12 protein-coding genes are annotated in these 12,761 nt (G+C 70.0%); 7 read left to right on the plus strand and 5 right to left on the minus strand.

Features of this window, described 5'->3' with window-relative positions:
• The first annotated feature begins 121 nt into the window (after positions 1-121).
• Together proP and QBL25_RS03300 are read left to right on the plus strand one after the other, a co-directional pair.
• Positions 122-1,666 (plus strand): glycine betaine/L-proline transporter ProP, encoded by a 1,545-nt coding sequence (proP, locus tag QBL25_RS03295; protein WP_409055434.1) that lies wholly within the window; start codon positions 122-124, stop codon positions 1,664-1,666.
• A 95-nt stretch (positions 1,667-1,761) separates the two neighbouring features.
• Positions 1,762-2,034, plus strand: a complete 273-nt coding sequence (locus QBL25_RS03300; protein WP_409055435.1) for a hypothetical protein — start codon at positions 1,762-1,764, stop codon at positions 2,032-2,034.
• Positions 2,035-2,092: 58 nt separating this feature from the next.
• Here the strand turns inward: QBL25_RS03300 and QBL25_RS03305 are convergent, their stop codons facing one another.
• Positions 2,093-2,599 (minus strand): carboxymuconolactone decarboxylase family protein, encoded by a 507-nt coding sequence (locus QBL25_RS03305; RefSeq protein ID WP_409055436.1) that lies wholly within the window; start codon positions 2,597-2,599, stop codon positions 2,093-2,095.
• A 217-nt stretch (positions 2,600-2,816) separates the two neighbouring features.
• On the opposite strand from QBL25_RS03305, the gene QBL25_RS03310 reads away from it, so the two are divergent.
• Positions 2,817-3,653, plus strand: coding sequence for an STAS domain-containing protein (locus QBL25_RS03310; RefSeq protein ID WP_409055437.1), 837 nt, complete (start codon positions 2,817-2,819; stop codon positions 3,651-3,653).
• Positions 3,654-3,878: 225 nt separating this feature from the next.
• A complete protein-coding gene (locus QBL25_RS03315; protein ID WP_409055438.1) occupies positions 3,879-4,937 on the plus strand; it encodes a VWA domain-containing protein in 1,059 nt (352 codons plus the stop codon).
• A gap of 91 nt (positions 4,938-5,028) precedes the next feature.
• Here QBL25_RS03315 and QBL25_RS03320 read toward each other — a convergent pair whose 3' ends face one another.
• Both QBL25_RS03320 and QBL25_RS03325 read right to left on the minus strand, forming a co-directional pair.
• A complete protein-coding gene (locus tag QBL25_RS03320) occupies positions 5,029-6,390 on the minus strand; it encodes a PQQ-binding-like beta-propeller repeat protein (RefSeq protein WP_409055439.1) in 1,362 nt (453 codons plus the stop codon).
• The gene (locus QBL25_RS03325; protein ID WP_409055440.1) at positions 6,387-6,938 is read right to left on the minus strand and encodes a SigE family RNA polymerase sigma factor; all 552 of its coding nucleotides are present in this window, start codon (positions 6,936-6,938) and stop codon (positions 6,387-6,389) included. Before QBL25_RS03325 ends, QBL25_RS03320 begins: the two co-directional genes overlap by 4 nt.
• 145 nt (positions 6,939-7,083) lie before the next feature.
• Here QBL25_RS03325 and QBL25_RS03330 point away from each other — a divergent pair, with 145 nt between their 5' ends.
• Positions 7,084-7,737 (plus strand): Type 1 glutamine amidotransferase-like domain-containing protein, encoded by a 654-nt coding sequence (locus tag QBL25_RS03330; protein ID WP_409055441.1) that lies wholly within the window; start codon positions 7,084-7,086, stop codon positions 7,735-7,737.
• Positions 7,738-7,758: 21 nt separating this feature from the next.
• Here QBL25_RS03330 and QBL25_RS03335 read toward each other — a convergent pair whose 3' ends face one another.
• Entirely contained in the window at positions 7,759-8,211 is a 453-nt protein-coding gene (locus QBL25_RS03335) for a winged helix-turn-helix transcriptional regulator (RefSeq protein WP_409055442.1), read from the minus strand.
• A gap of 118 nt (positions 8,212-8,329) precedes the next feature.
• Here QBL25_RS03335 and QBL25_RS03340 point away from each other — a divergent pair, with 118 nt between their 5' ends.
• Together QBL25_RS03340 and QBL25_RS03345 are read left to right on the plus strand one after the other, a co-directional pair.
• On the plus strand, positions 8,330-9,556 hold the full coding sequence (locus tag QBL25_RS03340; RefSeq protein ID WP_409055443.1) for an MFS transporter: 1,227 nt from the start codon (positions 8,330-8,332) through the stop codon (positions 9,554-9,556).
• Between the two features lie 152 nt (positions 9,557-9,708).
• On the plus strand, positions 9,709-10,899 hold the full coding sequence (locus tag QBL25_RS03345) for an acyltransferase family protein (RefSeq protein ID WP_409055444.1): 1,191 nt from the start codon (positions 9,709-9,711) through the stop codon (positions 10,897-10,899).
• Between the two features lie 42 nt (positions 10,900-10,941).
• Here QBL25_RS03345 and QBL25_RS03350 read toward each other — a convergent pair whose 3' ends face one another.
• Positions 10,942-12,498, minus strand: coding sequence for a hypothetical protein (locus QBL25_RS03350; RefSeq protein WP_409055445.1), 1,557 nt, complete (start codon positions 12,496-12,498; stop codon positions 10,942-10,944).
• Positions 12,499-12,761: the final 263 nt, after the last annotated feature.

Genomic DNA, 12,761 nt, shown 5'->3' on the forward strand with positions numbered 1-12,761 from the left:
GCTTTTTCTCAGGCAAGGGGAGAAAAGCTTCATGGCGAAAGGCCTACCGCACCGAACACCCCGGCGGCCCCGGAATTCCGAGACCGAATCGACGCGCGGATCGCGGTCGGCGACCGACCGCATGGCACGCACGCTGCTGCGTCGCCGCAAGAAGGCGCTCAGTGCCGACGACGTGATGGTCTCGGACCGTCCCAAGGTGCGGCGCGCGGTGACGGCTGCCGCGCTCGGCAACACCATGGAGTGGTTCGACTTCGGCGTCTACGCCTATTTGGCGGGCACGATCGGAAAAGTCTTCTTTCCCTCCAGCTCGCCCGGGGCGCAGGTCGTCGCCACGTTTGCCACGTTCGCCGCGGCTTTTCTCGTCCGGCCGCTGGGCGGCCTGGTCTTCGGTCCGCTGGGCGACCGCATCGGCCGGCAGAAGGTGCTCGCCGCGACCATGATCATGATGGCCGCGAGCACCTTCGCCGTCGGTCTGCTGCCCACCTACGCCTCCATCGGGTTCGCCGCTCCCCTGCTGCTGCTCGTGTGCCGGCTGGTCCAGGGGTTCTCCACGGGCGGCGAGTACGCCGGCGCCACCACCTACATCGCCGAGTACGCCCCCGACCAGCGGCGCGGCTTCCTGGGCAGCTGGCTCGACTTCGGGACCTTCGTGGGCTACTCCCTGGGCTCGGGCCTGGTGACGGTCCTGACGCTCACGCTCGGGTCGGACGGCCTGGAGAGCTGGGGCTGGCGCATCCCCTTCTTCATCGCGGGGCCGCTCGGGCTCATCGGCCTGTACATGCGCCTGAAGCTGGAAGAAACGCCCGCCTTCCAGCAGGAGGCGGCCTACGCGGCGGCCGAGCGCGAGGACGGCCCCGAGCGCGGCGAGGAAGATCCCGTCGAACAGGCCCGCCAGTCCGGCAAGGGACGGCTCAAGGAGATCTTCACCCGCCACTGGCAGGCGGTGCTGATCTGCATGGGCCTCGTGCTGCTCTACAACGTCACGAACTACATGGTGACGTCGTACCTCCCCACCTTCATGACGGTCACCCTGGGCGAGAGCGACACGACGGCCCAGCTTCTGGTCCTTGGCACCATGCTGCTCGTCGCCCTGGCCATCACCACGGTGGGCCGCAGCTCCGACCGCTGGGGCAGACGCCCGATGTTCATGGGCGGCAGCATCGCGCTGATCGCCCTGGCGATCCCGGCATTCCTGCTGATCCGGGAGGGCGGCATCCTGCTGCCCGCGTTCGGCTGCGCCATCCTCGGCCTGCTCCTGGTCTGCTTCGCCGGGACGGCCGCGGCGACCCTGCCCGCCCTCTTCCCCACGCGGCTGCGGTATGGCGCCCTGTCGATCGCGTACAACATCTCCGTCTCGCTCTTCGGAGGCACCACTCCCCTGCTCGCCTCCTTCCTCGTCGAGAAGACCGGCAACACCCTCGTGCCGGCCTTCTACTTGATGGTGGCCGGAGCGATCGGTCTGGTCTCGACGTTCTTCCTGCACGAGACCGCCGGCAGGCCGCTGCGCGGCTCCGGGCCCATGGTCGAGACCCACGACGAGGCGCGCGAGATGGTGGCGCGCAGCCGCACGGAGGCAGGGCGTCACGCCCGCGACGTGTGGCTGCGGCTGTGGCATCCGCGCGGCGGCCGCGACACCTCCGCGAAGGGACGTAAGCGCGGGGACTGAGGCAGGGCGGTGCGGCCGCCGTCGCGACGCCCGCCGCAGGGCGCCGGGTGGCGCCGGCGTGATTCGCTCCCCGAGTCGGGGGCATTCGGCACTGCATGACGATTCGTGATGAGCATCGTGACTCGCCGGACATGGGCGAGATGGAAAGAGGTACTCCGCAACGTCTCGCGGCACGCCACACCATGTGGACGCAGGCATGGACCGCTCTGGCCGTCCTGCTGGCCATCTGGTCGGTCGCGTGGGGCGTCGGCGTGGCCAGGGGCAGCACCAACGCCTGGGCGTTCTGCCTCGCCGGTCTCGTGCTGCTCGCCTGCGCGCTGTGGGCCCGCCGCTCGGCCATCCGCAACAGCCCGCCGCGCCATCTGTGACGAGGACGCGGCGGTGGACCGACACCGGGGGCCAGGCCCAGGGAGCCGGGCCGCGGGGCTAGGAGGCCTCGCCCTCGGTCGTCACCTCGAAGGTGTTGAGGAAGCCGCAGATCAGTTGGTAGAAGCCCACGGTGATGACGAGGTCGGCGAGCTGGTTCACCGTCAGGAACTCCGACAGCTCGTCCCGCGCGGCCTCATCGAGGGCGTGCTGGGCGAGCAGCCGGTCCGTGGCGGTCAGGACGGCGGCTTCGGGGCCGGAGAGCGCCCCGGCCACACCGGTCCTCGCGGCGGCGAGCGCCCCTTCGCCCAGGCCGACATGGCGGGCGATGGCCTCGTGGTAGTACACCTCGTAGGCCGCTCCGTAGGCGTGGCCGACCCGCACGATGGCCAGCTCCCGCAAGGTGTCCGGCAGCGCGTTGCGCTGCAGCACCGCGTCGCCGAGCGACAGCACGCCCGGCGCCAGGTTCGGTGAGTGCATCAGCATCCGGAAGACGTTGAGCGATCCGTAGGACGTCACGATGTCCTGGAGTTCCTCGGGCAGGGCGGAGATGTCCGGGTAGTCCATGTCGGCTCCGATCGGGAAGGGCGGCGGACCGCGCGGGAGGGGAGGCCGCACGTGCGCCGGAGCCTAGGGGAACAGGGATCCGCTCTCACCACATCGATGCCAACGCCACGGTGGTGGACCGGCGAAGCTGTCCGTTCTTGGCCGAATCCAGGCCATGATCGACCGTCATGGTGAAGTGCTCCCGGCAGAGGTGAGGGCGCCTCTACCGTGGATGCGCATGGACAACGGGAGCATTTTCACGGGCGGAGCGGACGTGAAGTGGTCCCAGCCCTCACAAACCGTGCGGGTAGGCGTCGCCCGGGCGCACGGCCGGATCACCATCCGTGTGGCCGGTGAGCTCGACGTGGCGTCCGCGCCGGTGCTGACCCGCGAGTTGCAGCGCGCCGTGGAGATGCCGGGGTGCCGGGTCGTACTGGACCTGAGCCGGGTGACTTTCTGCGGCACCGACGGCGTGACCTTGCTTCTGGAGGCCCGGCAGCGGGCCGTCGCCGCGGGCGGCAGCCTGGTGGTGGAGCGGGCCCACAGCGCGGTGCTGCATCCGCTGCGACTGTGCGGCGACGCCGACGGCCTGCGGATCGTCCAGGAGCTGGCGACGGCACCGCTGTCGCTGCACGACCGGCGCCTGCGCCTTTCGGTGGTGTCGGCGGCGCTGTCCGCCGCGTTCGAGATCACCGGGGCCCGGCTGGGCAACGCCCAGCTGTACGAGCCGGATCACGGCGTGCTGCGGATCGCGGCCCAACAGGGTTTCCACCACCCGTTCTTGACGTTCTTCGAGACGGTGGCGGACCGCGAGTCCGCCTGCGGGGTGGCGGCACAGGACGGCGAGCCCATCCTGGTGGACGAGGTCGCCTCGTCCCCGCTCTTCCTCGGCACCCCGGCTCTGGACGTGCTGGAGGAGGCCGGCGTCGGCGCGTGCGCCTCGGTGCCGATCACGTCCCGGGACGGCGTGCTGCTCGGGGTGGTCTCCACCCACGACGAGCAGCCACGGCGCTGGACGGACGAGGAGCGCCGCGCTCTGGCGGGACTCTCCCGCGCCGCCCACCTCCTCTGCTGACGTGGAACGTGCGCACGGCACGACAATTCGTCGCCCGCTGCCCGCTGCCCGCTCATGAACTGTCCTTCATGCACTGCCCTTCCTGCTCCCGGTGTGCGGACAGCCGCTCGGCCAGGGCGTGGCGGCCGGTGACGCTTCATCAAGCTCCGTTGTCAGTGCCTCCCCATAGAGTGGAAATCACTCGGGAAGCAGCTCGGGATGCAGCCTCGGAGAAGGAGCAGAAGCATGTCCGCCAACAGGATTCAGCACAAGGTGAATCACGTCGCGCTGGTAGTGGACTGTTCGGGTTCCATGCGTCCGCACGAGAATCAACTCATTCGTGTCGTGGACGAGTTCGTGGCGGGGTTGAAGGCCGAGTCGGACAGTCTCGGTCACGAGACCCGCATTAGCCTTTACTCCTTCGACCACCGGGTGGAGAACCTCGTCTGGGACATGGACGTGAAGCATCTTCCGTCCATGCGGGGGCTCTATCAGGTCAACAACGGCGCCACGGCCCTCATCGAGGCTTCGCTGAAATCCCTGGACGACCTGGGACACATCTGGGAGGAATACGGCGAGCACAGTTTCCTCCAGATCGTGGTGACGGACGGCGAGGAGAACGCCTCCGGCGGCGACCGGCGGCACGACGGCGACATGAAGATCCTCGGGCCCTGGCTCGACAAGATCTCGGCGAAGATGGGCGGGCTTCCGGGCCATTGGACGTCCGCCATCCTCGTGCCGAACTCCCTGGCCAAGCGGACGGCGCAGAACTACGGCTTCCCGGCCGGCAACATCGCCATCTGGGACGCGGACTCCCAAGAGGGCGTCGAGGAGGCCATCGGCACCGTGCGCGCCGCGGCCACCAGCTTCCTGCGGGCCCGGGAGAAGGGCGTGCGCGGCACGAAGAACCTGTTCGCCGTCGGCCAGGACATATCGATCGACGAAGTGCGGGCCAGTCTCGAACCGATCCCGGCCGACAAATACCGCCTCCTGAAAGTCGACAAGGAAGTCGAGATCCGTCCCTTCGTCGATTCACATCCGGGCGTTTCCTACGAACGGGGTTCCTGCTATTACCAGTTGGGCGCGCGTGCCCAGGTGCAGCCCAACAAGGAAGTCATCGTCGTCGAGAAGGACACCGATCGCGCCTATACGGGCGACGCCGCGCGCAGCCTGCTGTTCGGTTCGGGCATTCAGGGAACCGTCTCGGTGAAGGCTGGAAACAATCCTCAGCTGGAGGTGTACGTACAGAGCCGTTCGGTGAACAGGAAACTCAAGCCGAAAACGCGCCTGCTCATCATGCTCTGATGGGTGCCGCGTATTTCAGGGGTGGTGGGGTAAGGCGCTAATCCGCCTCACCCCACCACCCCAGAACCCCGATGCTTCCGCGCCCCGCGGGTCAGTCGCCGGCCTGCGGCAGCAGGGTGACGATCTTGCTGCCGCTGCGGGCGACCAACACGTCCTCGTAGGCGAGGAGTTGCGTCGAGTCCTGGAAGCCGGGCCCCTCAGCCTGCTTGGCTGTGTCCACGTGACCGCTCCAGACCCGCTTTCCCGTCGTCAGGTCGAGGCCGGACAGATCTCCGTTCAGGCCGAGGAAGTACACGACGGCCTGCCCCGCCGACACCACGGGGGACGGGATGCCGGGGACGATGCCCTCTTCGGGCATCTCGGCGCCCACGGGACGCCCCTTCCACAGCGTCTTTCCCGTGGTCAGGGAGTAGGCCGAGGCCTTCCCCTCCCAGGTCAGGGTGAACAGGCGGTCGCCGACCACGTCGGAGGCGGCCAGCTTCCCCGGGACCGGGTAGGAGTGCGAGGCCCGCTTTCCGGAGCTGCTGACGATGGTGAGCCGCAGGTCCTCGCTGCTCCCCGCGGCCCTCGCCTCGGTCAGGACCATCCGGTCCCCCGAGGTTCCGACGAGCTGCTGCCCGCCCGGCAGTGTCGCGACCTTGACGGCGCTGCCGTCTTTGGGGTCGAGCCGGAAGATCTTCGTGTCGTGCGGCTTCTCGACGTCCCGCAGGCAGGCGAGATGGGGTACCCCGCCGAGCACGGCCCGCTGGCACGCGATGCCCTTGTCCCAGGAGTGGCGCCACTTCTCCTTGCCCGTCAGAGGGTCGAGCGCCGACATCGTGCGAATATCGGGGGTGTTGGCCAGGACCGCCCCGTCGATGAGCATGGCGGCCTGGTCGGTGCGGTCGTCCTGGGGCATCTCGACCGTCCACAGCACCTCGCCGTCGTCGGCGTCCATGGCCATCAGATCGGTGCCGCCGCGGTAGTCGCCGCTCGGTTCGTTCTTCGCTGTGTGGTTGCGGTAGGCGTAGACCACGCCGTCGCGTGCGGCGAAGGGGTGATCGGGTCCGTCGCCCTCGCGGTTGACCTTGACCGTCCACAGCCGTTCGCCGGTGTTGGCGTCGAACTTGGCCGCGTCGTACTTGGATCCGGCGCAGTACAGCGCCGGTCCGGCCACCAGGCAGCCCCGCTCACCGGCGCCCGCGACGTCCTGCTGCCACGGCTGCCAGCCCTGCGGCGACATCGCGGGCCGTACGGGCCGGTCCTGGTCGCTCCCACCGGTGTCGCCGAAGCCGAACAGCGCCCCCACGGTGATCGCGGCAACCGCCACCGCAGCGCCCGTGACCTGCGAGATCCGGCGCCGGCCGCGCCGCCGTACCACCTGCTCGGCCAGGTCCCCCGGCGCCCGCACCTGATCGAGGGCGACCGCGTGCAGCGTCTCCCTGACCTTCTCCTCCACCCGCTCCGTCGTCATCCCTGCATCTCCTTCGGCGTGTAGCTGAGGGGCTGCGCCTGTTCCGCGGGCCCTTCGGGGCCGAGCTCCGGCACGAGCGCGCGGAGCTTGGCGAGCGAGCGGTGCGCGGTGCTGCGCACGGTGCCGACCGGGCACTTCAGCAGCGCCGCGACCTCGCCCTCCGGCAGGTCCTCGAAGTAGCGCAGCACCACCACGGCGCGCTGCCGCTTCGTCAGGCGGCTCAGCGCCGCCCACAGCGCGATCCGCAGCTCGGAACCGGCGTCCACGCCGCCTTCGCTGCCGGCATCGGGCAGTACGGGCACCGTGGTCTCGGCCCGGTGTCTGCGCAGCCGCCAGCGGTTGACCTGCTGGCGGTACAGGACTTGGCGGACGTACGCCTCGGGCTGCTCGATGTGCGCCCAGCGTCCGTAGACCTTCATCAGCGCGATCTGCAGCAGATCCTCCGCCGCATGCCGGTCCCCACCGGTGAGCAGCACCGCGAGCCGCAGCAGCGCGGTGGAGCGCATCGCTACGAACTCGCGGAACTCGTCGTGACTTGAGGCCTCCATCGACCCTCCCCTTCTTTGCACCCCTCACGACGGGTCGGACCACCCCCGGCTATCCCTCTGGGGACGAAATTCTGTGATCCCGCCTGGCGGATGACAACTTTGCCGCCGGGCGTGGGGGTTGAGCGGCGCCGCATAGGGTCGGGGGATGCGCCTGTATCTCTCCTCGTTCCGCATGGGGGACCGCCCCGAGCAGTTCCTCGGCCTGCTGGACGGAGCGGGGGCGCGCCCCGAGGTCGCCGTCATCGCCAACGCCACGGACGGCCGCCCCGAGGACGAGCGCATGGCCGGTGTCGAGCGGGAGTCGGGCGAGCTGGCCGCCCTGGGGCTGCAACCGAGCGAAGTGGACCTGCGGGACTTCTTCGACCGGCCCGCGGACGAGGTCGAGGCCGTGCTGCGCCGCTTTTCCGCGCTGTGGGTGCGCGGCGGCAACGCGTTCATGCTGCGGCACGCGCTGGCCCGCAGCGGCGCCGACGCCGCCGTGACCGCGCTCTTGGAGCGCGACGCCGTGGTCTACGCCGGATACAGCGCCGGTGGGTGCGTGCTCGCCCCGAGCCTGCGTGGACTCGAACACTGCGACGACCCGGGCGTGGTGGCCAAGGAGTACGCCGCTCCGGTGGTCTGGGACGGGCTGGGGGTGCTGGACTTCGCGTTCGTGCCCCACGTCGACTCGCCGGGCCATCCCGAGACGGAGGCCGTGGCCGTCGTGGCGGCCGGCTACCGCGCCGCCGGGGTGCCGCACCGGACGCTACGTGACGGGCAGGCCCTGGTCATCGACGGCACGGACGTCCGCGTCCGCTGACGCGGGGCCGGGCGCGGTCACTCACGTGGACGGGACCTTGTGGACCGTGGTGTCCTCGGGGGCCAGGCGTCGCCCGTCCGACGACAGCACCTCCAGGGGCCGCAGGCCCTGCCCCTGGCTGCGGTCGACCAACTGCGAGTGGGGTTCGCCGGGGGCGAAGAAGTTCTGCTCGCCCCACTGCCGCAGCGCCACGATGACCGGGAAGAGCGCCTGGCCCTTCGGCGTCAGCACGTACTCGCGATAGGCGCTGCCGTCCGAGGCGGGGACGGATGCGAGCACGCCCCCGGCCACGAGTGTGCGCAGCCGCGCGGTGAGGATGTTCTTCGCGACTCCGAGGCTGCGCTGGAACTCCCCGAAGCGACGGCTCCCGTCGAAGGCGTCCCGCACGATCAGGAGCGACCACCAGTCGCCGATCGCGTCCACCGACCGGGCCACGGGGCATTCGCTGTCGTCGAAGCGCGTCCTGGTCACCATCGTGCCCACCTCCTTCTCCGGCACTCACTCTCATTCTGGTTGCAACATGCTACCAAAGAGCGCTACCTTCGCCGCCATCAATGGTAGCAACTTGAAACCAGAAAGTGGAGGGGTGCCGATGCCCGGCAACCGTGAGGCTCCGACACGACGGCCCGCCCAGGACCACGGCGCGCAACGCCCCCCGTTCGTCCTGACCCGGGGCGTCGTCCTGCTGTTCGCCGTCGCCTGCGGGGCCTCGGTGGCCAACGTCTACTTCTCCCAGCCCCTGCTGGTGACCATCGGCCACGACCTGGACATGAGTCCGGGCCTCGTCGGCAGCGTCGTCACCCTCACCCACGTCGGTTACGGTCTGGGGCTCTTCTTCCTGGTGCCCCTGGGCGACGTGCTCGACCGCAGACGTCTCGCCGTCTCCCAACTGCTGCTGCTCGTCCTGGCGTTGGCCGTGGTGGCCGTCGCCCCGACGGCGGCCGTGCTGCTCGCGGGCGTGGCCGCGACGGGACTTCTCGCGGTCGTCACCCAGACGCTGGTGGCCTTCGCGGCATCGCTGGCACCGGCCGACCGGCGCGGGCGGGTCGTCGGCCTGGTCACCAGCGGCGTGGTCATCGGCATCCTGCTCGCCCGCACCGCGTCCGGTCTCCTGGCCGACCTGGCGGGCTGGCGCTCGGTCTACCTGGCGTCGGCCTCGCTCACCGCACTGCTGGCCCTGACTCTGCACCGCGTGCTGCCCCGGCACGGCGCCCCGGCGACGGTGCTGCCGTACGGACAGCTCCTGCGCTCCACCCTCACCCTGTTCGCACGGGAGCGACTGCTGCGGCTGCGGGCCCTCTACGGCCTTCTGATCTTCGCCTCCTTCAGCACCCTGTGGAGCAGCGTCGCGCTCCCGCTCAGCGAGGCGCCGTACTTCCTCTCCCACACCGCGATCGGGGCACTGGGGCTCATCGGGGTCGCCGGCGCCATGGCCGCGCCCCTGGCGGGCCGCCTCAACGACCGCGGGCTCTCCCGGCGGACCACCGGCATCGCCCTGGCGCTGCTCGCCGCCTCGTGGCTGCCTCTCGCGTTCACCCGCAGCTCGCTCTGGGCCCTGGCCGTCGGGGTGATCCTGCTCGACCTCGCCGTGCAGTCGGTCCACGTCACCAACCAGACGCTGATCTACGCCCTGCACCCGGAGGCGGGCAGCAGACTCATCGGCGGATACATGGTCTTCTACTCGATCGGCAGCGCCACCGGCGCCATCGCCGCGACCTTCCTGTACACGGCGGCCGGCTGGGGCGCGGTCTGCGTCCTCGGTGCCGCGTTCAGCTGTCTCGGACTCGCGCTGTGGGCCTGCGACCCCTCGGAGGAGTGAAAATCATCCGGCGATTGGGCGGGGCTCGTTCATATTTACCGGATTGACTGCCCGCGCGATGTTGTCGTCCCTCATCTGTTCTGTGTCGCGAGGCCGCCGCCTCCACGCCGCGAGGCCGCCGCGACGCCGGTGAGGAGAGGTCGGCCCCAGGCATGCGCAGCAGTAACCGGCAGTACCTCGTGTCCGTGGACCACTTGCGTGCCTACGCCGCCGTGCTGGTGCTCCTCTGCCACGGCACGTACATGATCTCGCCGTACCTCAGAGAGGTTCCCAACGGCGACCCGCACGGCTGGCTCTATTCGGACAACCCGCTGGCCACCCTGGTGCTGGAAGGCCACACCGGAGTGGCCCTCTTCATGGTCCTGTCCGGATTCATCTTCACCATCGGCACCCTGGGCAAGGACGTCCACTACGGCCGGTTCCTCGGCAATCGCGTGCTGCGGATCTTCCCGCTCTACCTCACGCTGATCGTCCTGGGTCTCGGCGCGCACAAGCAGGGCGCGGACCTGCTGGCCGTGCTCCAGTCCCTGGTGGGTCTGGGGAACCTGCCCGGGTCCCTCAGCCTGGGGGCGGTGTCGAGCATGTGGTGGGCCATCGCCGTCGAGTTGCAGTTCTATCTGCTCTTCCCGCTGTTCAGCAGGCTCCTCACCAAGCGCGGTCCGATGGCCCTGATCAGACTCCTGGCCGGCATCGCCGTGATCCGGGCCCTGGTGTGGGCGTCGGCCGCCGGCAGCATCAGCGTGAACTCGATGCTCTACTACAGCCTCGCGGGCAGGATCGACCAGTTCCTGCTCGGCATGATGGCCGCCTGGTTCTTCGTGCACCATCGGCGGTGGTTCCAGGGGCTGCCGAAGGTCGCCGTCGCGACGGCACTGGTCCTAGGCGCCGTCTGGGCCTTCAACCAGACCCATGCCTTCCACGAAGGGCACGCCTCGCGTCTGCTGTGGGTGGACGTCGAAGGGGCTTTGTGGGCCCTGGTGGTGCTGACCTATGTGGCCACCGTCTCCTCGACGGGGATCGTGTCGCGGGCGATCGCCACAGTCGGCGAGATGAGTTTCTCCGTGTACCTGCTCCACTACATGGTCATCACCGCGATCGTCTCCCGCGGCTGGTGGTTCGAGCTGACCGGCCGGCCGGTGGCGGACGCCTTCCTCACCGCGGTGACGGCGGTGCTGCCCCTCACCTTGGTCGCGGCCGTGGTCACCTACAACGGGATCGAGCGGCCCTTCCTGCGGTGGCGGCGCGCCTACCTCGTCAGCGACCCGCCACCTGAGCCCACCACGATCCCCCTTCCTCCCCCGGCATCCGACGTGCCCAAGGCCGCGGTCGTCTCGCCGCGGTAGCCGTGCCCGCCCCCGCGCGTGAGCGCGTCGCCTGACGCGCCCTCAGAACGCGGAGAACACCCGCCGGAACAGATCCAGGGTCTCGTCGGCCCAGCCCAGGGCGTTCAGGGCCGAGCCCAGATTGCCCGGCGGCCGGTTGACCAGCGTGTCGTGGCGGATCAGCCGGTCGAAGTCGACGAGGACCGGGTCCTGGCGCGGGGTGCTCGCGTCGGGGCGGTAGAACCGGACGCCCGCGAGGCGCATCACGTTGATCACCTCTTGGGCGAGGATCCCGTACCCGACCGTCGTCGGATGGACGCCGTCGAGCGAGAACAGGCCGCCGTCCGCGCGCCGTCCGCTCTCGACGGCGAGGAAGCGCGAGTTCGGGGGCGGTGACAGCGCCCGCAGGGCCGACGGCAGCGGATAGGGCTGCCACCAGTCCGGGCGTGCCGACGGGTCCTCCGCGTACCGGCGCGAGGCCAGGCGGTCCAGCAGACCGCAGGTCTCAAGGAGGTACCAGTCCCGTCCCTTGAGCCGGGCGGCCCGGACCGTCTCGGTGATCGCGTCGTTGTACTCGTCGATCGCCTCGTCCACCTGCTGCGCCTGCTCGGCGGTGATCTTGGGGTCCTTGCGGGCGTCGAAGTCCCGGTCCCTGATCCACGGCCGGGTGTAGTACGGGAAGTAGCGCGAGCCGGGCTGGATCTTGCCGGCGACACCGCGTGCGATCGGGGCGATCGTGACGTGCGGAACGGTGCACCAGATGACGTGCCGCGCCTTGATGTCGAGGACTTCCGCGGCCACTTTGCGCAGTTCGGACCGGAAGTGCTTCGGCCGCCAGACCGTGAAGCGCCGCTTGGCGTCCAGGTCGTCGAAACCGGAGTCCTCGCTCCACGTCACCCGCAGGTCGGTCACCGCCCGCAGGGCGTTGTTCGCGCCCAGGAAGACGACGAGCGTCTCGATGCCGTGCTTGGCTCCCGTGCCGTCGGTGTCCTTGCCCAGTTCGGCCGCCGCGCCCAACTGCGTCAGCGCGCCTGCCGATGGGGGCTGGGTGGGCAGCACGCGCAGGGCGGCGCGCTCGCCGGCGTTCTGCACGATCTGGTTCACCAGATCGTCCTTCGGCGTGTCGATCCGCTTGCGGCACTCGTCCGCCGACTTGGTGAGCGCGTCGCGCAGGTCCCATCCGAACACGGCGAGGTTGTGCATGATCGCCGTGGTCGACGGCACGGCCCGGCCGGGCCCCCGCTCCCAGTAGTCCTCCACCCGGTCCATCACGCTGCGGGCCCGGAACAGCGCGAGCGGCGCCTCCCACCAGTCCAGGTCGCGCCCGTAGCGGGACTCCAGGTCACGCAGGAAGAGCTCCAGGTTGAACGGCAGTCCGCCAAAGCCCCCGTAGACGGGGAAACGGAAGCGCGGGAGGCAGCCCAGTTCGTACGCCACGATCGCCGGATACGACAGCGCCGTGTTGAAGACCGCCGCGCTCTGGAATCCCTGCGTCAGCGAATCCCCCAGCGTCACCAGGCGGTGCCGGGGTTCGCCCGTCCACCGGGTGCTGACGTCGACCCCCACCTTGGGGTCCGACTCGGGCACCCGCGGCCCCTGACGGCGTACGGAGTCGGCCATGATTCCCCCTTGGCGCGCCCCGGCGCACCGGCCGCGCCCCCGCGGCGAGGCCTCGTCGGCGCCAGGCCCCTTCCTGCGTAGCAGAGCCCGGCCGGGGCGACACCCTTCCCGGCGGGAAATACGCGCAACTCGGTGCGCACGGCCGGTGAGATCCACGACGGCCGGATCACCGGCCCGTACGCCGTGCGCAACCCCCGCACCGGCGGCTCTTCCCCCGCCATTGACTGCCTTTGAGGGCCGCAGTAAAAGTCCCACGGGGACTG

The organism is Streptomyces sp. SYP-A7185 (assembly GCF_046103685.1).
Lineage (GTDB): Bacteria > Actinomycetota > Actinomycetes > Streptomycetales > Streptomycetaceae > Streptomyces.

Bases quoted from the DNA above. Each gene is read 5' to 3' on its own strand.
- QBL25_RS03350 (WP_409055445.1), bottom strand. From the start codon at position 12,498: ATGGCCGACTCCGTACGCCGTCAGGGGCCGCGGGTGCCCGAGTCGGAC.
- QBL25_RS03325 (WP_409055440.1), bottom strand. From the start codon at position 6,938: ATGGAGGCCTCAAGTCACGACGAGTTCCGCGAGTTCGTAGCGATGCGC.
- QBL25_RS03300 (WP_409055435.1), top strand. From the start codon at position 1,762: ATGACGATTCGTGATGAGCATCGTGACTCGCCGGACATGGGCGAGATG.
- QBL25_RS03335 (WP_409055442.1), bottom strand. From the start codon at position 8,211: ATGGTGACCAGGACGCGCTTCGACGACAGCGAATGCCCCGTGGCCCGG.
- QBL25_RS03330 (WP_409055441.1), top strand. From the start codon at position 7,084: ATGCGCCTGTATCTCTCCTCGTTCCGCATGGGGGACCGCCCCGAGCAG.
- QBL25_RS03345 (WP_409055444.1), top strand. From the start codon at position 9,709: ATGCGCAGCAGTAACCGGCAGTACCTCGTGTCCGTGGACCACTTGCGT.
- QBL25_RS03305 (WP_409055436.1), bottom strand. From the start codon at position 2,599: ATGGACTACCCGGACATCTCCGCCCTGCCCGAGGAACTCCAGGACATC.
- QBL25_RS03310 (WP_409055437.1), top strand. From the start codon at position 2,817: ATGGACAACGGGAGCATTTTCACGGGCGGAGCGGACGTGAAGTGGTCC.
- QBL25_RS03315 (WP_409055438.1), top strand. From the start codon at position 3,879: ATGTCCGCCAACAGGATTCAGCACAAGGTGAATCACGTCGCGCTGGTA.
- QBL25_RS03340 (WP_409055443.1), top strand. From the start codon at position 8,330: ATGCCCGGCAACCGTGAGGCTCCGACACGACGGCCCGCCCAGGACCAC.
- proP (WP_409055434.1), top strand. From the start codon at position 122: ATGGCACGCACGCTGCTGCGTCGCCGCAAGAAGGCGCTCAGTGCCGAC.
- QBL25_RS03320 (WP_409055439.1), bottom strand. From the start codon at position 6,390: ATGACGACGGAGCGGGTGGAGGAGAAGGTCAGGGAGACGCTGCACGCG.